Below are 19,003 nucleotides of genomic sequence, written 5' to 3'. Positions count from 1 at the left end.
AACCGGAGGCTTCTTTGTTTGTGTACGTGGTCGCTACAGGTATGAAGGCAGATTGTTCACGGCGAGCTGTACCGATGAATCCTCAGATGGCCTCAAGTAGCGCATGATCGATTCGAGGTCCGAATGACCCGACAGCTTCATTACGGTTCGGATGTCTACGCCACTGCGTAGCAACCGGGTGATGAAGGTTGCTCTGAATCGGTGCAGATACCAGAACCCACATTCCTTATTCCGTCCAGCACACCCTTCACATTCACCACAGCTGAGTTCAGCGCTCCGAGCAAGTCCCTTCAATCGCCGTAGTAGATGACCATCAGGAGCATCATCACGTCCGCCACGCTTACCGAATATCAACTTTGGTGTCGGATGCGTCTCACGATACGCCTTTAGCCGGTTTAGCAGATCGGCGGGTACTGGAACGTCTCTCTGTTCGGCATCCTTCACTTTGAAGTCATACCGGGGGTTCGATTGAACTCTAAGAGTCTTCGCTGTCCAGTTGATCGAGCGCCATTCGAGATGCATAGCCTCCTGTTCACGTAGACCACACGCTAGGAAGACACCAAACAATAGCCTGTCGTATTCCGTGGTGAGCGATGCAAAGAGCGGCTTGAGATCGCTGTCCTCGAAGATCTCTACGCTTTGCTCTTCGTATCGAGGCGCTGGCCCGCACACCACATCAGCATCCATGCCAGCGAAAAGCATGAATGACCTGAAGTTACCGTGTCGGTTGTAGAGGGTCCGATCAGCGAGACCACGCTTGCGCATAGCTGCCTGGAACTTAGTCATGTCCTCGCGCGTGATCTGGTCGACGTAAACCTTGTTGCATGTCAATTGGAACTCTGCGACCGCGTTGTCGACGACCTGGGCGGACTCGAGCGCCCCACGCGCTATGGCCGCCTCCTTGTATCCCGACCTGGCATCTCTGATTGTGACTCGTTTTACGTCCGTCACGACTTCCAGGTCTACAGCCTTGGCCTCGACTAGAGCATCAACTCTGCGTTTCTTTTGGTTGAGGGCAGCCAGCGCGTCGGTCGCATTACCTTTGACCTTAGTCCAGACAGTCTTCGATCCTGAGTATGAACGAAGCTCATAGTGCCCCACAGGAAACGAGCGTTCGAATCCCTTAACGACAACCGCATTGGGCTTAACTTTCCCATTGGCCGACATCACAACCGGGTAGCGTTGCCATCCATTCTCAGTCTTACACTTGCGATACAGAGCGACAGTTCGATTTGCCATCGGTCTTGCGTCTCCTCCTCAAAAACAGTACCATAACCGTACCAAGGAGCCAAACACAGTGAATTTACTGGAAAATTACATGGTATGGGTAGAATCCCTCCCTCTCCGCCATCTACTAGTTCCAGAGACATCCAGATGAACCGCAATAACCCCCGCCAATGCTGGGGTTATGTTCTTTCGGCTTCCAGTGAGGTACAGTGAAAGCCAGCCTTCAGTGAGGGTAGATCCGCGGGTACCTCACTTGCGTCATGCGGGTACATCCAAAAAGCGGGCTCGAGGGCACAATGGCGCTGACCGATACGGAGATCAAAAGGGCGAAAAGAGAGAGAAGGCCTACAAGCTGAGCGATGGCAGAAACCTCTATCTGTGGATCACGCCTTCGGGTGGGAAGTTGTGGCGCTGGGCCTATAGGCATGAGGGAAAAGAAAAGCTGATGACCTTTGGAAGATACCCTGAGGTATCGCTTGCGCTGGCCCGGGAGCGCCACGTGGAAGCCCGGAAATTATTGGCTGTGGGAGTTTGATCCCATGGCAGAACGAAAGGCCAAGAAAATCGCGGATCAAGCTGCCGGCGAGAACTCCTTCGCCAGTCTTACACAGCGGTGGTTGGAGCATTGGCAGCAGGGGAAGAGTTCTCGCCATGTAGATTCGGTGCGACGGCGGATTGCGGCCGACATTCTCCCTCGCCTGGGACAACGCCCTATCGCCGAGATAGACGCATCTGAGTTGGTCGCGATGACCAAGGCGATTGAGCAACGCGGAGCTGGCGATATTGCCAAACGAGCTCTACAAGTCGCCGCACAGGTTTTTCGGTATGCGATCGCCCATGGGTATGCCACTCGTAATCCCGCTATTGAGTTTCGACCGAGTGACATTTTGAAGGCCACCCGCAAGACGAACTATGCTCGGGTAGATGCCAAGGAACTTCCGGACTTGCTTAAGAAATTGAGGTCTATCAAGGAACGCATGTTACTCGACTCGCCATGAAACTCTTAGCACTAACCTTCGTTCGAACGAGTGAATTGATCGAGGCGAAGTGGTCCGAATTTGATCTGGAGGAGCTCGTTGGGATATTCCTGCCGAGCGCATGAAGATGCGTACCCCTCATATTGTTCCTCTGGCTAAGCAATCGTTAGAAATCTTAGTTGTCCTGAGTGGACTGTCTGGGCACAGCGACTGGCTGTTTCCCGGTGATCGGAATCCGGCCAAACCGATGAGCAACAACACAATCCTCAAGGGGCTTGAGCGGATGGGATACAAAGGCAAAATGACTGGGCACGGTTTTCGAGGGGTAGCCTCTACGATTCTGCATGAGCAGGAGTATGCACATGAGCACATAGAGCTCCAGCTCGCGCACTCCCCAAGGAATGCAGTAAGCGCGTCCTACAACCATGCCCTGCATCTGAAGTCGCGAACAAAGATGATGCAGGATTGGGCGGATTTCTTGGAACAGACTCAACGAGGCGCCAAGGTTTTGGCATTCCGCGAAGTGGTGGCATAGTCCCGAGGACCAAATCGCAGCGCGGTCGGGGGAAAATTCGAAACCTGACCCTCTGGTCCCAAAGAATAGACTCGAGACTTGTGTGCGTTTAGACATAGTTGTTAGACCTAGTATTTTCAGTTGTTTGAGCAGATCTCCTCCTACGCGGTACAACTCCATCTGAACAGGCCCCCGCTACAGCATCCGCTACAGTCGACGTTGATTGACGCTGTTATTACTCCGGACGCTATCCGAAGTTCCCGCCGCATTTTGTCGAACGTTATTGATGCAATCTGGGGATCCTTTGATCAGAAAGCGTTTTCGACCTCGCAGCTCGCGAAATCGGCAAGAGTTGGCGCGACGGAACTTCGATACTCAGTCGGGCGGGCGGCTCCTCAGCATCGGTTCCTAACAGGGTGAAAGTCAAAGCCATATCGGTCATAAAAACCCTTACTAAATAATTTCGACAGGGATTGCTTCAATGATTCAGCTAAAGTAAATATTTTCAGTAACTTAGGAAGAAATCTCACTTGCTTTTGGATAGGGATAGGACTGACATAGACGGGTCAAATACCCCATTTTGGTCTCTCAAATTCACTAATGTTCTCCGTCCACTCTGGTGCTAAAGTCTCATCAAGCTTCATTTAGCACCGGTAACCCAGGAGTAGTGACCTTATGCGGACCCAAAGTGTTGCAATGCTTGGATTAGTTGTCATCTGCCTTGCGTCTGCCTCCCCATCGAAGGCTGATACGATCTTCACGAACCTTGGACCCGGCCAGTCCTTCAACCCAAACGGCGGCTGGGTCATCGGAGACTGTTGCAGCGAAGGCCCAGGCCAGGTCTTTGCCTTTCCCTTCATCCCCACTCAAACTGCCACCTTCACCGACGCCACCCTCGCGCTGCAACGCATATCAGGCCCCAGTCCGCTCAATGTCGAAATTCAAACGAGCTCCGGCGGCATGCCCGACGCGATTCTCGACACACTGACCCAGACCATGGACCTCTCACCAATCCCTTCTCTGGTGGACTTTACCTGCTCGACCTGCGGTGTTCTCAACGCCGGAACCCTCTACTTCCTCGTCGCCCAGCAGACCAATCCCCTCAACGTGGCCTCCTGGGGATTCAGCAACAGCCAAATCGACACGGCCTTCTTCAACGAAAACGGCAGCGCCACCGGCCCGTGGACTCCGAACACTGGTCCCATCTCCGCCTATGAACTGCACGGTGTCGCAATCGCACCCGAGCCGCCGAGCGCTCTCCTCCTTGCCTCCGGGCTCATCGCCCTCCTGGCCGTCGGCTACAAGAGATTCGTCTAGCCCAAGCGCAACCTCGCAACGACGCGGGCGATCAGACCGCCGCCAGATCCCCGCCTCAAAATCACCACGCCCCTACCGCGGATACAGACTCGCCGGGTCATACGGCCCCTTCGCATTCCCCAGCCCTCCCACAAACTGCAGCGTAGGAATCCGTTGATCCACATCCGGCAGCGCCGGAAACGCCTCATGCGGCTCCCCCTGATACCAGTACGCCACCGAGTAGTAGTTATCCGACCGATGATTCGCATGCCCATGCTCGATACTCGCCCTTATCGACTTCGCAAACAGAACCGGCGAATCAAAGTGAAACCGATACATACTCGACCGCTCTCAATGTTCTAGGTCCTCGCCGACTCATCGAACCGCCTAGACAATCCCCGCTGATCAGGGGAGGGTAGGCAAGGGCGTCGCTCTCTGAGCAGCAGACTCGTTCACGCTCAAGCTTTACTCGCAATCGCGCCGAGACCCATACGATGTCGGTAGTTTATGTCTTCGCATATGAATATCAAGCGATAGCTAAAAGAGCCGTCTCCTCTCTGAACTCGAGGCGATGAGGCACACAATGGGTATCGCGTCGCGGCCCGCGGATCAGTTCAAGTGTCACGAGACTGTCGTCTGGAAATGCTGGGCTCAGTTCCAACCTCAGATATTCGAATAGTTGCCTGCTGCGAGATAGTCGCGGCTCAGCAGTTCCCCAAGAGCTTTTGGAACGCCTCCCGCAGTTGCAGGCTGGATGTAAACCTGAGACGATACGCGGGTTCGACGGAGGAGGCGGCATCGGCTGCGGGCCAGGTCTGCGAAACCAGGGCGGGTATACCGATTCCTGGTTTGAGGGCATTACACACGTTACCCATCGACTGATGATTCATGCAGGCCGGGAAATGGATATTGTCGAGCGTTTACAGCTAACCGAGGATGAAACGATGTTGATTTTCGAGCAGGAAATCTATGCCGAAGGTCGTACCGTGAAACGGAAGGAAGAATTTCCCGTCGCCCTAACGGGCGAATCCTTCCCAAAGAGCACGCCTTAGCAACCCGACCATAAGCCGTTCAGAAGTCGTAGCTGAATTGGCCTGCTTTGTCTGAAACAGCTGCCGAAGCGTCCGAAAAGCGGTAGACTGGGCTTCGCCCGGACGGTGACGTAGGGAACATGGTTCTGAGTGAAGATATAGGTGCTGGAGATGGCGGCAAGGGGCGTCACAATGAAACACGCAGCCACGCACGCGAATCCAGAGTCCCGGCAACCCGTCAACCTCAAGACCCCGTCCCAATTGGCAAGCAGCTCGCGGGCCGAGCTCGCGGCGATGGGCGAAGCGTTGCGGGACAAGTGTTCGCGCAACTCGCACGCCGAATGGAAGCCGTCGCGCGACCGGCCGGATCCACTAAGGTTGATCGAACAGTCCGACCAGGGACGCATCCCTGAGCTGGTGCCGATCCGGCACGGGAGAATGCTGCAATCGCCGTTCATCTTCTATCGCGCGGCGGCGCTGAACATGGCAGCGGACCTGGCGTCCACGCCCACCACGGGAGTCCGTGTACAGGCCTGCGGCGACGCTCACCTCGTGAACTTCCGTGGCTTCGCTACTCCGGAACGGCGGGTGCAATTCGACATCCACGACCTGGATGAGACGCTCCCCGCACCATGGGAGTGGGACGTGAAGCGGCTGGCGGCGAGCTTCGTACTGACGTGCCGGGACAACGGCCTCGGCGACGTGAGTGGCGCAGATGCAGCCCGCGCTTGTGCACGGTCATATCGCGAGCACATGATCGCGTACGGCAAGATGCCGGTGCTGGACGTGTGGTACGCGAGCCTCGACGTCGAAGCCCTTCTGTCGACGATCCAGGATGAAGAAGGCCGCCGGCGCGTGAAGAAGCGAGTGGCAAAGGCGCGAGAACAGAGCGCTCTCGAGCATGATTTTCCCAAGCTCGCGCACGAGGTAGGCGGATCGCCAATGATCCGGGATAACCCGCCGACGATCTATCACTGGCGCGGCGAATCCGGTCGCGACGAGTTCCATGACAGAGTCCGGGAGGCCATTGCCCAGTACCGGGAGAGCCTGCGGCCGAATGCGCGTGTGCTGCTCGACCGCTTTGAGTTCAAGGACATGGCCATCAAGGTAGTTGGTGTCGGCAGCGTGGGTACCTTCTGCGCCGTGGTCCTCTTGATGGCCGGCGACAAGGACCCGCTGTTCCTCCAGGTGAAGGAGGCGCGGGCCTCGGTGCTGGAGGCCTACGCGGGAAAGAGCGTCTTCGCCAACCACGGGGAACGATGCGTGAACGGACACCGGTTGATGCAATCGGCCAGCGACATCTTTCTCGGCTGGACCGCAGGCAAGTTAGGGCGGCATTTCTATGTCCGGCAGCTAAACGACATGAAGTTGAAGCCGATGGTGGAACAGTTCAACTCGACCGACATGATCCAGTTCGGCGAATGGTGTGGCTGGACGCTGGCGCGCGCCCACGCCCGTAGCGGAGAACCGGCGGTGATTGGCGGGTACCTTGGCAAGAGCGACACGTTTGACAAAGCTATCGCCGCTTTTTCAATCGCCTATGCCGATCAAACCGAGCGCGACTACGAACTCCTCAAGAAGGCGGCGCAAAAGGGAAAATTGGAAGTGGTGATGGAACGGTGATAGCCGCGTAGGCGTAGGTCGACACGGAAAAACCTGTCTAGCTGGTCGCTAGTTCGATGTCGCCTGCTTAAAACGGTCTCTGAAGTGCGTAGATTACCTCCTTAGCAGCCGATTAGCGGCGCTTCGCGGGATTGTACCCAAGTAACGGTCAATCCGGAAGCAATAGTGAAGTCCCTGCAAAGTCCGGCGCCCTGATGGTCGAAGTTGCCGCAAACCCCGGCGGGCTCAACCGGTCGATGCAACACTGGCTTGCAGTTTACTCGCCGGAGTTTCAAAGCCCAAGGTCTTTCGCGGGCGTTGATTGAGGCGCAGGGCTACCTTGTTGAGATCGGCTTGAGAGTGGACGGACAAGTCGGTCTTCTTGGGGAAGTACTGTCTTAATAGTCCGTTGGTATTTTCATTGGTGCCGCGCTGCCAGGGGCTCTGCGGATCACAGAAGTAGACCTTTACATTCGTGTCTACCGTGAAGCTCTTGTGTTTGGCCATCTCGTGCCCCCGGTCCCAGGTCAAGGAGCGCCGCAGGGTGGAGGGCAGTTTGAGCACGTGCTTGCTCAGCGCGGCGACGACCGTCGTTGTGTCTTTGCTGGGCACTTTGACCAGCATGGTGAAACACGAATGTCGTTCCACCAGGGTTGCGATATGACTGTTTTTGCTGCCTGCGAGCAGATCGCCCTCCCAATGACCGGGAATAGCGCGGTCTTCAACCTCGGCAGGTCTTTCGCTAATAGAGATGGCATCGACGATCTGACCTCGAGACTGTCCCGCAGCGCGCGAGTGCCGTGAGCGACGTATAAGCCGCTTGGACCTGAGGTGCTCAACCAGCTCTTTTTCAGCACTCCGCGGGCCTGGATGAATAAGCTGCGGTAGATGGTTTCGTGGGACACACGCATGCTCTCGTTGCTGGGATAGTGGACCTTCAGCCATTTCGAAATCTGTTCCGCCGACCAGTCCAGGATCAGTTTACTGGCCACGATCGTCCGCAACTTCTCTTCGATGGCAAGAAGGCACACCTTGGGTCGCAGAGCCGACTCCCAGGCCTGACGGTCGGCTTCGCTGGCTCGATAGAGTGGCCGGCCACCGTGACGCGACACCTCCCGGCTCACTGTCGACACAGCCCGTTGCAACCCGTTGGCTATCTCCCGAATCGACGAACCGGAAGCAATCCCTCGTGAGATGTCTTCCCGCTCGGCCAGCGTCAGCGTTCGCGGTGAACGCCGACGAGCAGCAGGAACTATACCTCCGCGCTGCGTCAACAGGAACCGAATAGAACCATGCCCCTTACCGAAGGCGCGCCCAATGTCATGCAATGACTCGCCCGACTTCCAACGGCGCCACATGTCGATCCGCTGCTCAGTGGAAAGCCTGTTCCGTTTTCCTTGTGCCATAAACACCACCTTTAGAAAATGAATTCATATCAAATGGTGTTGCACCGACCGGTTGAGACCGCCCGCCTTTTCGGACATCCATGATAAGTAAAGTCAAGGGAAAAGCGAGAATCTTGGTGCCACGCTCGGAGGGCGCGGGAGGATGTATGTTTTTGCAGTTCCTTTCATAGCGCTTTTGTTTTTGGTTCCTGCGGTGGCACGCAGAACCAGACATCCATTTGCTGTCTCCGGCCGGAGCCGTCACAGATGTTTGAGTTGAGGTTCTCTGCCAGTCTCGAAACAAGTGAGTTGGAGCCTTGGGAGCGGATGCTCCGTCGCTCAGCCGAAAAGTTGTGAGACCTGGCAGAGTGCGCTTGAAAAGCCCTGAATATGGCAGCCGTAGTTATGCTGCAACTCTGCTGTGAACCTGGTGAGTTACGAAGGCACGTTCTCCACGATCGATGGCCAGAAGGTATGCTGCCAGCTTGCGGGCGACGGCGATGGTAGCTTGGTTGCGGTTGCTCTGCGCGGCTTCGCGCTCGTAGAGAACGGCCAGCTCCGGGTTGAGTCTCGGAGCCAGATGCGCGGCCTCCAACAGCACCGTCTGCAAGTGTCGATTGCGCTGTTTGGAGATGGGCATGCGCCTGGAGCTGTCGGCCGAGGTTTTCTCTCCGCTGCACAGGCCGCAGTAGCTGATGACCTGCTTGACGGAGTGGAACCGCTCGACCTCGCCGACTTCGAGCACCCAGGTCAGCGCCGTGACGTGGCCGATGGCAGGGATCGTCATCAGCCGCTCGACTCGCGTTGCCAGCAGTGGGTCGGCTTCGAGCGAACGCAGCAGAGCTCGTTCCGTCTTCTGGGTGCGCTCGATCATCTCGCACGTGAGCTTCAGCAGAGGCCACAGCGAGGGGTCGACCTCCGGGTTCGCGGGTAGAACGTGGTGGAAATATCCTTGCTGATGCAGCTTCTCCTTGTTGTAGCTGACGCCGGACTCCATCAGCAGCTGCGCGATCTTGTTCTTCAACTGGACGTTCTGCCGGACCAGCAGCTTCCGGTAGCGCAGGGTGCGCCGGCGCTGCCGGATCTCCATCGGTGCCATGTAGCACTCCGGCAGGAAGTCACAGCGCAGGCAGTCCGCGATCCTGCCTGCATCGATGCGATCGTTCTTCTTCTTCGCCACGGCGATGGCACGCAGCATCAGCGGATGAGCCACCTTCACCGCTGCCGCGTGCGGTCGAAGGTAGTCGTAGATCCAGCCCGTAAACATGGTTGCTTCCATCGCCACCGTCCAGGGCTTCGCCAGCGTCCCAACCCACTCCCGCAGGTCCTGCCGCGCCGCCGGAATCTTGCCCTCCGACAGCACCTTGCCACTGAGGTCCTTCACGCAATCACTGATCGTCTTCTTGTGGATGTCCAACCCGATGAAGTTCATACTGCTCACGAGGAGCCTCCTTGGATGTCTCTGAATCAGCCGCTTCTGCTGAGTTCAGCCCTTGTACACCAAGTGCTCCTCAGCCCAACGACTTATCCATACAAACAAGTGGGTAAGTTCCGGTTAACCGACCAACAGGTCAGAATGCGAAGGGTAGCCACCCGACCTGGATCCACCGTGGCTTTAGTCGCGAACGAATCGATCAATCAGCACTTTAAGTCTCCTGCGGAGAACTTTTGTCGCTGGTAGATCGTGAGTGAGCCCGTCTACAGCCAGCATGAAGACCTCCGAGACCTCTTTAGTACCAAGGACAGCCTGCGTGTACTTAAGTTGAATCTTTCTGCGCCTTTCGTCAATGTCCGGTGTGACTCGTCTGCATGCCTCATAGAATTCCGTGCCCATCGGAGCATTCACGATTAGCTCCCTCCACGGGGCAAGCAGCAGAGCTTCATAGACCGACATAAGCTTTTCCCGTCTGCTTCCCGGCTTTGCGAGAGCGTGTTCCGCGACCCGATACTGTGTTTCGAAAAGGTCCTCCAGAACGGCGCCAAAAATCTCTTCCTTGCTCTTGAATTTCCGGTAGATCAGCGGTCGCGATACGGCTGCCTGTTTGGCGATATCTTCGAGCGAACTCTTCGCATAGCCAAATTTAAGGATGCAGTCGCGGGCAGCATCGAGGATGACACGCCGCCGTGCTGCATCTCGGTCAAAAAATATTTTCTGCATATTTTTGAATCGTTACAAACGATACATAATCTGTAACATTGTAACAAAACTAGGCGAAATTACCCTTCGTGCCGCATTCGCACATATGGATGGCGCTGGTGTCATAACCGAACTTGTTCGGACAACTACTCAAGAGAAAAAGCGAAAGGAGATTCAAATGAACAGTTCAAGCAACCTGCTCGTGTTGGGTGCAACAGGACAAGTAGGAAAACTTGTTGCAAAAAACCTAAAAAGGGGAAAAGCAAACTTTTCGGTAGGGTCGCGAAGGGAAGCGAATCTGGAAGAGCTTGCAGATCAATTCGGAGCATCGCGCTTTATCGATCTTGATGATCCAAGAACCTTCGATGAGGCATTGAAAAACGTCACAGGCATTTTTCTGATAACCGGTTATACGGTTGACATTCTTGTGCAAAGCAAATCACTTATCGATGCGGCAAAACGTAATGGTGTCAATCATATCGTGCACCTCGGCGCATTCACGACAGACCAGGACTCCTACGCTACGGTTTTCGCTTGGCATCAGATGATTGAAGCATATCTTCGCACCAGCGGCGTTGCATGGACGAATTTACATCCCAATATGTTTATGCAGAATTTACTAACCTATACCTCGATCAGAGGTGGTCAGTACAGGCCGTACACTTCCAAAGCCCTTGGGTTCACTGCTTTGGAAGATCTAGCAGAAGCTGCAGCCGTAATTCTCATGGAAGGGCCGGGAAAACACAGTGGAAAGGACTATTTCTTTTCAGCGGATGCACTTACTCCGCAGCAAGTAGCTGAAAATCTAACCGCGGCTACCGGCCGTAAGTTCACAGCAGCAGTCCTCGATGCCGAAACTTTCCTAAACGAAACGACCCAGCCGGGTTCAATGTTCGAACCAGCGTATTCAAAGGGAGGATTCGAATTCTTCCGCTACGTCGAGGACGGAAGAATGGCTTACGTTGGAACCGTAAGAGACGATACAAATAAAATTCCAGGTCGCGAACCATTGTTGCTCAGGGAATGGGCAAAAGTACACGCCAATGAGTTATTGGAGATTGCGGGTAGCTAAAGCTGTTGAACTATTTCCATCTCAGTTGCAGATCTGCAGAAGGCCCGCAACTGAGTAGGAAATGGCACGCGACCGATATCAGCATTGCGTGCAGCACAAGGGATGCTCTCTCAGGCGAGATCGCTGCCCTTTGTGCCAGTTTGGGAAAACAGAATGCGCCTTCAAGTGGCTCGATGTTGCCTACCAGGAGCGTGATTTGGGTCTACTGAGCCTCAAGACGACTTCCTGCTCGATTCCTTGCGCACCGATCTTCGTCTCACCGAGCTGGTGAAACGAGTGCGTCTCCCGTAATAAGTGATTCAAGAGCCAAGATTCCAAAATAGCAGTGGTGAGGCTGGACGTGGTCGCTGGTGCCCATCCGTAGAATGTGGGATCGAACACATTTTCGTCTTCTTTGGCTCACTGGTGCTCTCGCGCCGGTTGTGTTCGTTGGTGGAGAGTGACGGGCAACTCGGAAGTTATTCACTTGATTTCATAACAGTGTTTGCTCTGCCGAGGCGCGATTAGACTCTGGGCATCGACGACCGAAGGTTCGGGAGAAGGAGCCGAACATGATCATTGTAGGAGTGGATTATCATCCAAGCGTTCAGCAGGTAGCGTTTTTAGATACTGAGACGGGCGAGACAGGCGAACGGCGACTGAGCCACAGCGATGGAGAGGCAGAGCGTTTATGTCGCGATCTACAGCGAAGACAGGTCAAGGTGCGTGTCGGGATAGAGGCCACCGGACATGCACGCTGGTTTGAGCAATTGCTGGCTGAGTTGAAGTTCGAGCTGTGGATTGCGATGGCACGCAAACTGGCCGTCAGCCTCTGCTGGATGTGGCGCAAGGGATTCGATTACTCACAGACTTTGCAGTTCGATTCGCACGCGGGAAAGCCTGTAGCTTTGTTAGAGCGAAAGATCTGAAGTTGTCTACGACTGCCGCTTGAAATCGTTTACTGACAGCGATACCAATTTCACACATCGGTATGCGGTCCAAAATCTCACAAGCGACCACCGAAGCGACACTATGTTTGACGGCCGATGCGGGCAGAATGGAGACACCCATGCCTGAAGCGACGAGTGAAATCAGCGTTGGGATCTCTGCTGCGGTCTGGGAGACATTGGGTGCAATCCCGGCATCGCGAAGCATCCCGAAGATTAAATCGTGGAATCCAGGGGCATAGGCACGTTCATACCCCACGAAGTCCTGACCGGCCAATTCGCGCAGGCGCACCCTTTTCTTTTTGCCAGTTTATCGGACGAGGGGACGACGAGTACGAAGGGTTCGCGATGCACTATGACAACATCGAGGGCCGAGTGCTCACCAATTGGCACTCGAAGAAATCCAATGTCGAGGGCCCCGGTCTCGAGCATCCGTACCTGCTCCGCCGTGACAATGTTGCGCAAACTCAACTCTACTTCGGGATTCAACTCTCTAAACCGGCGAACGATATCGGGCACAATCTCCCTTCCCGCAGTTGAGATGAAGCCAATCCGCAATCGTCCCAGTTTCCCATTGGCAGCCAGCCTGGCCCTGCGAACCCCTTGCTCCAATTGCGACAGCGCCGCAGCGGCATCATCGCGAAAAGCGAAGCCGGCCGCGGTGAGCGTTGTTTTGCGTCGGTTCCGCTCGAAGAGCCGAACGCCGACCTCCTCCTCAAGAGCTCGTATCTGAAGGCTTAAAGCTGGCTGGCTGATGTGAATCAACTCCGCAGTACGCCCGAAGTGCAGAGTCTCTGTTATCGAGAGAAACGACCGAATTTGACGAAGTTCCATCTCACTATGTTATTTGCGGAACTCATCACAGGCAATAAAACAAACAATGTCACTTATCAGAGGCTCAAAGTCTCTAACGGGTGTGCCAGAGAAATGGCCGCGATACCGCAATAGAGCGAGGACTAACGAAGATGAAATTCAATTTCCTACAGAAGCAAACCTCACGCCGTGAAATGTTGCGAGGTTCAGTCACGCTGGCCGGCAGCGCCCTTCTGACGCACCTCTTTCCCGCGACGTTGCTCCGCGCCTCTGCGGCGGGCTACGGGCAACAAACGCCTTCACCGGCCGACCTGCTCGCGAGTATGCGCGCCAAGTTCAACGCCGCACCCCTCCAATCGCAAAAACTTGCTGACAATGTCACGATGCTCTCCGGCCCCGGGGAAGTGTGTTAGTCCTCAACGGCCCCGACGGAAAATTCGTCGTGGACACTTTCGTTGCACCTGCATGGCCGAGGCTCAAAGAGGCTCTCGATGGCCTGGGCAATGCGCCTGTGAAATGCGTCATTGACACCCACTGGCACTTCGACCACACCGACAACAACACGCGTCTTCACGCCGCTGGAGCCACGGTCCTTGCGCACGAAAACACAAAAAAGCGCATGTCAGAGCCGCACGATCTGCCGGTCTTATATCGAGGAACAGACGGCGCGCTCGCCGGCTTGCATTTCGACCCTTCGCCCGTGGAGGCCTTGCCGCAGCAGACCTTCTTCGATACCTGCAAGTTGCAAGCCAATGGCGAGAGCCTCGTGCTCCAACATGTTGCTCCCGCGCACACGGACACGGACATCCACGTTCATTTTGAAAATGCCAACGTGATTCAGATGGGCGACCTGTTTTTCAACTGGATGTATCCCTACATCGACCCCAGTACGGGCGGAAAAATCACCGGCATGATCGCCGCCGCCAACAAAATTCTGTCGCTGGCCGGCAACGACACCAAAATTGTTGCGGGGCACGGCCCGCTCGGCAATAAAGCGGATCTCATGGAATTTCGCGACATGCTGGTCACTTCGTGCGATCGCGTTGAGAGATTGAAGTCCGCGGGAAAGTCCGCCCAGGAGGTCGTCGCGGAAAAGCCCTTCGCCGATCTCGACCCCATATGGGGCAATGGCATCATCAACAGCGAGCAGTGGGTCCAAGTCGTCTATCTGACCCTCTGAGTATCCAGGCCTCCGAGGCAGCGCAGGCATTTGGCAGGGATAAGGAATAGGAGCAGCGATGGCAGTCAAAGAGCAGACACATTTCGATGATCTCCTTCTCACTGGGTCGCTGCTTGTGCTGACCTTTTCAACGGGTCTTGTGGATGCCGCAAGCTTCCTTGCTTTAGGTCATGTTTTTACCGCCAATATGACGGGCAATATCGCCTTTACGGCGTTCGCTTTGGCTGGCGTACCTGGACATTCGATAACCCGATCAGTCCTCGCGCTTCTCTCAGCTCTGGCAGGCGCAGCCGTCGCGGGACGTATCGATAAGAGGCTGGTCTGGAAACGTCGGAATGTCTGGCTGTCTGCATCCTTTGCGATCGAAGCAATCTTTCTGACGTTTGCCTTCTGCCTCGCCTGGTTCACTCGAGGTCAGACAATCCAGGTCTCCACAGTGAATAGCCTTATTGTTCTGGCAGCATTCGGTATGGGCATCCGCAACGGCACTGTGCGCAGGCTTGCGGTGCCGGATCTCACCACTACAGTCCTCACTCTCACTGTTGTTGGGCTGGCATTCGAGTCCTTCATTGCAGGAGGAGACAACCTGCGTTGGCCGAGAAAAGTAGGGTCGATCGTGATGATCTTTATGGGAGCAGCCACAGGAGCAATGCTGCGCCATTCGTTAGCGCTTGTTCTGGGAGGGGCCGCCTTGCTGACGGCGTTCTGCGCGACCGTCCAGCTTCTCCGCAACGAAACTGAGCATGAGGCCAGGCTCGATGTCGGGATAAAAAGAATTGGACTTGTTGAAAAAGATCGAGATCTAACTGTGTTTCCTAAGGAGCAACAAATGAGTCATTCGATGAAGCCTATGCGAGCAGTGCGAGGAATCTCTCAGTCCCTCTGCATCGTTTTCCTGCTGTTTACGTGCGGCCTGCTGACAGCGCAGAACAAAGAGAATCGTGTTCGGAATATCGTTCTGGTTCACGGCGCCTGGGCAGATGGTTCCGGCTGGAAGGGCGTCTACGACATTCTTGTCAAAGATGGCTTCGACGTCAGTATCGTCCAGGAGCCAGAGACGTCCTTCCAGGACGATGTAACTGCCGTGAAGCGTGTCCTCGCACTGCAAGACGGACCGAGCATCCTTGTCGCCCATAGCTACGGGGAGCCGTAATTACGGAAGCAGGAAACGAACCATCGGTCGTTGGCTTGGTCTATATCGCGGCCCACATGCCGGACTCAGGCGAGAAAGAGTCAGAGGACGGAAAGCGCTTTCCGAGCGACCTCGCCAAATCAGGCGCCATAAAGAAAACGCCCGACGGTTTCACATATATTGACCCGGCACAGTTTCATGAATTGTTCGCAGCTGACCTTCCCGCCGACAAAGCCGCATTCATGGCGCACTCGCAGGTGCTCAACCTTGCGGACAATTTCTCAGCGACGATCACCACGGCTGCCTGGAGAACCAAACCGAGTTGGATGCTGGTGGCGGGAAGCGATCGAACCATCAACCCTGACCTTGAACGGTGGTACGCCAAACGAGCTGATAGCCACACCGTCGAAGTCGCAGGCGCCAGCCACTCAGTCTACGTCTCGCATCCCAGGGAAGTCGCAGATGTAATTGAGAGTGCAGCACGTGCAGTCTCGAAGTAGCCTGGACTCCGTAAGGAGTCCCATACCCAGGAGGGACCAAGTGAGAATTCTCGAAATTCAGTCGTCACCAAGAGGCGAGTCTTCCGACTCGATCAACCTCACCCAATCATTCATCGAGGCGTGCAAGTCCGACAACAACTCGATTGTTGTGGATACGTTGAACGTTTGGCATGAATCGCTACCGGAGTTCGACTACGAGGCAATTGGAGCGAAGTACAAAGCAGTGAAGCACGAAACGATGACTGAGGCGGAGTCCAACATATGGGAGCGTATTCAATCGTTGATCCACCGCTTTCAGAACGCCGATCGAATCGTCTTAGGAACTCCAATGTGGAACTTTGGCCTGCCTTACAAGCTCAAACACCTGATTGATCTCGTGGCGCAGCGAAACTATCTGTTTGCCTACGACGGTAAACAGTACGGCCCTCTCTTGAACGTGGAAAGGGCAATCGTCGTCTATACGCGCGGTTCACGTTTCCTGGAGGGTACTCCTATACCGCCCTCGCGATTCGATCACCAAGCAACCTATTTGGACTTTTGGTTGCAGCTTGTAGGTGTTCAAGATCTTCGGAGCGTGGTTGTTGACAACGCGTGGAATCGAGATCGTCAGGAATCAGAAGTGAGCCTGGCGAAAGGCAAAGCGACTCTGGAACAACTGGTTGAGTGGTTTCTCTGTTAATAACAGAGCTGCAGCAACGTGCGTTGACCCTGATTTAAGGATCGGAGGAGGGCTTGCAGCAGATATGGGAAGATCGTCTCGTGCAGTTGCGGGATGATGACAGGCAACTCGGAAGTTATTCACTCGGACGTAAAACCGGTTTCTCGTACAGTTGCCTACCTTGAAGCCAGTATCCCGTATCGCTGAAGAATTCCATCTGGTATCGAGCAGCTCTGAGCCCATTACAGAATATCGTTGTAAATTCAGCTTGAAATCGGCTCTCCAGTACGAAATAGCGTTTCATCTGACAATTTTATGAGGCTCGCAATGTCAACACCAAGGCGCTGAGGACTCTCACGTTGGATCGTTGCAATTCGATCTGTGATGGCAGAGGGATCATGGACAGGTTCCGGTTTCTTAGCAGGCACTCTGTCGGTGAATTTCAGAGTGGCAACGTCCACATGTAACCAAATAGGTTCCTGGCAATTCCAAACCAACATACCTGCCTTCAGAACGAACGGTCGTGATCTTCCATTCTGAATCTGATCGTTCAGGAATGACCCTATCGCCTACTTGTGGTTCAGGCGGGACGGATTCGGTTTCTCAAAACCCCGCTTTTCGCGACCTACGGATAGGCCTCTGATCGTCAATGATCTAGCTGATCTTCAGCTAGGAAGCGGTTCGCGATTTGCGGTCATTTGAGATTGATCGTGACGCCGAGCAAGAGACCGCTTTGGGCCGCGTCGTAGACGAAGCTTGAACTGGGCCGGTAGTTGACATCAAGATACCGCTAGCCTGCCCCCAGCATTACAGTGGGTTTGACCCTGTAGCCCAGAAAGGCCGCCACCTGGTAGTCGACATTTGCCTGACCGGCGCCGGCATCGCCCAGGACTGTCACCGAAGCCTTGGGCGAAAGCCCCATGCTGATCTTTGCCCCCGCAATCACGTCCACAAAGTTGGCTGCTTGTGAGTAGTTGGATAAAAGACCAGACGGCTGGAAGCTCAAATTTTCGCCTATATGCCAGTACCGTAGACCGATCAGAGCGTCAGCTTGCAACTTTGGGCTATCCACAACGCGGTAACCAGCCTTGGGGGTGAAGATCGTCTCAGTTGCCTTTGCTTTTATCGAGGCTATGCCAGGAAACGGACTCTGTGGGAAACGCCTTGTCGTCGCCAAGTGACAATCGCCGCATGCCTGAACCATGATCCCCGACACGGGTGCCTTCGCGAGGTCTGGCGCCTGGACGATGGCCGCACCGCGGAAGAACGTGAAAGGCGATACGGCCATCCTCTGATATTTAACCGGGATCAAACCCGGAATTCGATCGGCGTCCGATTCCTCGAGCACCTTGACAATATCTTGCGACTTCGAACGAGGTTCCATTCCGCCTGCGAAGTGCGTGAGAACTTTTCGCGAAGCGCTTTTCCTTGCTTGCGCCTTTCAATCTTGGATGAAGCGACAGCAGATTCCATTCTGATTCTCCTTACCTAATGCACCATTTGAAATAGTTACATTGTCGAATGCTTCTGAGTCTGCGACGACCGTTCACAGTAGCGTGCAACGGTAACAGCGGGACGGCCTGCTTCAAGAGGCGACCAAAGCTCATTCGAGCCCCTTCCTTTTCCATTGATTTCAGGTTTCAATAACTAGTAGTAACCGAGCATCTTTAGCATGCGGATCAGCTCCGTAGCGGGTGTCGCATAAAGAACAACAGGAAGCATGGGCAGTGCGGCTGATATTGCCAAAGCTATAAGAGTTGGCTTGTCGATGGGCACAAGTCGCATTTGTCTTACAACTGTGAAACTGCTTCCGAGATCAGCCAACGACGACGCATCGGGGTTTCCCAAGAGCGTCTCGCCTGCATGTTGTTTTTCCTGAATCCACTTTCCGGTCGAATGACTGGTTATGGATTGTCACTTGAGCACCGTATTCGAGGAGGCCTTTCCTTTTGATCTTGAGCAGGACAGGCGTGACAACTAGAAGAGGAGCTACAAGGAAGATGATCGCGAGGACCCCATAGGCGATCATGGGAAATTTTAGGGAGGAGAGTGAAGCTCCCTGATAGGCAATGGCATTTCCTACCTCAGCAGCAATGACGGCCCCTCCAGCGAAAACGATTGGGCTGAATGCCTTTTGACCCTCCGATAGGAAGCCAAGGCCGGCCGCCAAGTCAGCATGTGTGGCAACGAGAAACAGGTTGATTCTAGAGACGCTCCAGAGGAACGAAGTCCAGAGGAACATCCTCCAGCACCACCGCAACAGGAAAAAACCGGAAGATTGGGGGTACTAACGAGAGTGAACCACCGACCGGCCGGACTCATTGCGCCAGATCCTAGGCTATGCCAATTGGAAGTACCAGTCATCAGCAATTCGGTTTTGACGAAGGAGATGGACAGGAATAGTGCGACAAAGCGAGGTCCCGAAGGAACGGAATTTTGATCTGTCGCTCCCATGCCAGCCCCTGCACGAGTGACAGGAGAAGCAGAGGAAGCCACGCAATTAGGACGGCGGCTAAGGCTCTCCGGAGGACTAGCCTGCGTTCGTCTCCGGCA

General features: G+C 54.9%; 20 protein-coding genes and 2 pseudogenes. 13 read left to right on the top strand and 9 right to left on the bottom strand.

Annotated features, from left to right (window positions below):
* Positions 1 to 33 precede the first annotated feature (33 nt).
* Positions 34 to 1,167 (bottom strand): tyrosine-type recombinase/integrase, encoded by a 1,134-nt coding sequence (locus RBB80_RS16755; protein ID WP_433963640.1) that lies wholly within the window; start codon positions 1,165 to 1,167, stop codon positions 34 to 36.
* A gap of 241 nt (positions 1,168 to 1,408) precedes the next feature.
* Between RBB80_RS16755 and RBB80_RS16750 the strand changes: the two genes are divergently transcribed.
* From RBB80_RS16750 to RBB80_RS16735, 4 genes are all read left to right on the top strand, one after another.
* The gene (locus tag RBB80_RS16750; RefSeq protein WP_433963639.1) at positions 1,409 to 1,762 is read left to right on the top strand and encodes an Arm DNA-binding domain-containing protein; all 354 of its coding nucleotides are present in this window, start codon (positions 1,409 to 1,411) and stop codon (positions 1,760 to 1,762) included.
* Between the two features lie 4 nt (positions 1,763 to 1,766).
* Positions 1,767 to 2,225, top strand: coding sequence for a tyrosine-type recombinase/integrase (locus RBB80_RS16745; RefSeq protein WP_433963638.1), 459 nt, complete (start codon positions 1,767 to 1,769; stop codon positions 2,223 to 2,225).
* 100 nt (positions 2,226 to 2,325) lie between these two features.
* Entirely contained in the window at positions 2,326 to 2,739 is a 414-nt protein-coding gene (locus RBB80_RS16740; RefSeq protein WP_433963637.1) for a tyrosine-type recombinase/integrase, read from the top strand.
* A 654-nt stretch (positions 2,740 to 3,393) separates the two neighbouring features.
* The gene (locus RBB80_RS16735; RefSeq protein WP_433963636.1) at positions 3,394 to 4,035 is read left to right on the top strand and encodes a choice-of-anchor R domain-containing protein; all 642 of its coding nucleotides are present in this window, start codon (positions 3,394 to 3,396) and stop codon (positions 4,033 to 4,035) included.
* 72 nt (positions 4,036 to 4,107) lie between these two features.
* Here RBB80_RS16735 and RBB80_RS16730 read toward each other — a convergent pair whose 3' ends face one another.
* Positions 4,108 to 4,353, bottom strand: a complete 246-nt coding sequence (locus tag RBB80_RS16730; protein ID WP_433963635.1) for a DUF2961 domain-containing protein — start codon at positions 4,351 to 4,353, stop codon at positions 4,108 to 4,110.
* A 386-nt stretch (positions 4,354 to 4,739) separates the two neighbouring features.
* Here RBB80_RS16730 and RBB80_RS16725 point away from each other — a divergent pair, with 386 nt between their 5' ends.
* Together RBB80_RS16725 and RBB80_RS16720 are read left to right on the top strand one after the other, a co-directional pair.
* Entirely contained in the window at positions 4,740 to 5,066 is a 327-nt protein-coding gene (locus RBB80_RS16725) for a hypothetical protein (RefSeq protein WP_433963634.1), read from the top strand.
* A gap of 171 nt (positions 5,067 to 5,237) precedes the next feature.
* The gene (locus RBB80_RS16720; protein ID WP_433963633.1) at positions 5,238 to 6,668 is read left to right on the top strand and encodes a DUF2252 domain-containing protein; all 1,431 of its coding nucleotides are present in this window, start codon (positions 5,238 to 5,240) and stop codon (positions 6,666 to 6,668) included.
* A 225-nt stretch (positions 6,669 to 6,893) separates the two neighbouring features.
* On the opposite strand, the gene RBB80_RS16715 is transcribed toward RBB80_RS16720, so the two are convergent.
* From RBB80_RS16715 to RBB80_RS16700, 4 genes and pseudogenes are all read right to left on the bottom strand, one after another.
* Positions 6,894 to 7,592, bottom strand: coding sequence for an IS30 family transposase (locus RBB80_RS16715; protein ID WP_433969718.1), 699 nt, complete (start codon positions 7,590 to 7,592; stop codon positions 6,894 to 6,896).
* Between the two features lie 215 nt (positions 7,593 to 7,807).
* A pseudogene (locus RBB80_RS16710) lies at positions 7,808 to 8,005 on the bottom strand (IS30 family transposase); the annotation flags it as partial.
* Positions 8,006 to 8,435: 430 nt separating this feature from the next.
* A complete protein-coding gene (locus tag RBB80_RS16705; RefSeq protein WP_433969717.1) occupies positions 8,436 to 9,464 on the bottom strand; it encodes an IS110 family transposase in 1,029 nt (342 codons plus the stop codon).
* Between the two features lie 183 nt (positions 9,465 to 9,647).
* Positions 9,648 to 10,190 carry a TetR/AcrR family transcriptional regulator gene (locus tag RBB80_RS16700; protein ID WP_433963632.1) on the bottom strand — a complete coding sequence of 181 codons (543 nt, stop codon included), beginning with the start codon at positions 10,188 to 10,190 and terminating at the stop codon, positions 9,648 to 9,650.
* Positions 10,191 to 10,347: 157 nt separating this feature from the next.
* Here RBB80_RS16700 and RBB80_RS16695 point away from each other — a divergent pair, with 157 nt between their 5' ends.
* Positions 10,348 to 11,241: an NmrA family NAD(P)-binding protein gene (locus RBB80_RS16695; protein WP_433963631.1), complete on the top strand. Its 894-nt coding sequence runs from the start codon at positions 10,348 to 10,350 to the stop codon at positions 11,239 to 11,241.
* A gap of 551 nt (positions 11,242 to 11,792) precedes the next feature.
* Positions 11,793 to 12,149 carry a hypothetical protein gene (locus tag RBB80_RS16690; RefSeq protein WP_433970071.1) on the top strand — a complete coding sequence of 119 codons (357 nt, stop codon included), beginning with the start codon at positions 11,793 to 11,795 and terminating at the stop codon, positions 12,147 to 12,149.
* On the opposite strand, the pseudogene RBB80_RS16685 reads toward RBB80_RS16690, so the two are convergent.
* Positions 12,046 to 13,001: pseudogene (locus tag RBB80_RS16685) on the bottom strand (LysR family transcriptional regulator). The gene RBB80_RS16690 and the pseudogene RBB80_RS16685 sit on opposite strands and share 104 nt — an antisense overlap.
* Before the next feature lie 131 nt (positions 13,002 to 13,132).
* Here RBB80_RS16685 and RBB80_RS16680 point away from each other — a divergent pair.
* From RBB80_RS16680 to RBB80_RS16660, 5 genes are read left to right on the top strand one after another with little or no spacing between them, the layout of a single operon-like run.
* Complete coding sequence (locus RBB80_RS16680; protein WP_433963630.1) at positions 13,133 to 13,393, top strand: hypothetical protein; 261 nt, start codon at positions 13,133 to 13,135, stop codon at positions 13,391 to 13,393.
* Positions 13,387 to 14,160: an MBL fold metallo-hydrolase gene (locus RBB80_RS16675; protein ID WP_433963629.1), complete on the top strand. Its 774-nt coding sequence runs from the start codon at positions 13,387 to 13,389 to the stop codon at positions 14,158 to 14,160. Before RBB80_RS16680 ends, RBB80_RS16675 begins: the two co-directional genes overlap by 7 nt.
* A 58-nt stretch (positions 14,161 to 14,218) precedes the next feature.
* Positions 14,219 to 15,313 (top strand): DUF1275 family protein, encoded by a 1,095-nt coding sequence (locus RBB80_RS16670; RefSeq protein WP_433963628.1) that lies wholly within the window; start codon positions 14,219 to 14,221, stop codon positions 15,311 to 15,313.
* A 35-nt stretch (positions 15,314 to 15,348) separates the two neighbouring features.
* Positions 15,349 to 15,792: an alpha/beta hydrolase gene (locus RBB80_RS16665; RefSeq protein WP_433963627.1), complete on the top strand. Its 444-nt coding sequence runs from the start codon at positions 15,349 to 15,351 to the stop codon at positions 15,790 to 15,792.
* A gap of 40 nt (positions 15,793 to 15,832) precedes the next feature.
* The gene (locus RBB80_RS16660; protein ID WP_433963626.1) at positions 15,833 to 16,471 is read left to right on the top strand and encodes an FMN-dependent NADH-azoreductase; all 639 of its coding nucleotides are present in this window, start codon (positions 15,833 to 15,835) and stop codon (positions 16,469 to 16,471) included.
* Between the two features lie 769 nt (positions 16,472 to 17,240).
* Here RBB80_RS16660 and RBB80_RS16655 read toward each other — a convergent pair.
* Positions 17,241 to 17,798 (bottom strand): DUF2252 family protein, encoded by a 558-nt coding sequence (locus RBB80_RS16655; RefSeq protein ID WP_433963625.1) that lies wholly within the window; start codon positions 17,796 to 17,798, stop codon positions 17,241 to 17,243.
* 468 nt (positions 17,799 to 18,266) lie between these two features.
* Positions 18,267 to 18,692 (bottom strand): hypothetical protein, encoded by a 426-nt coding sequence (locus tag RBB80_RS16650; RefSeq protein WP_433963624.1) that lies wholly within the window; start codon positions 18,690 to 18,692, stop codon positions 18,267 to 18,269.
* Between the last annotated feature and the right edge of the window lie 311 nt (positions 18,693 to 19,003).

Origin of the sequence: Tunturiibacter gelidiferens, assembly GCF_051013345.1 — a bacterium.
In the GTDB taxonomy this organism is placed as follows: domain Bacteria; phylum Acidobacteriota; class Terriglobia; order Terriglobales; family Acidobacteriaceae; genus Edaphobacter; species Edaphobacter gelidiferens_A.
Note: the sequence above shows the minus strand (reverse complement) of the source record. Positions and strands in the feature narration are given on the sequence as shown.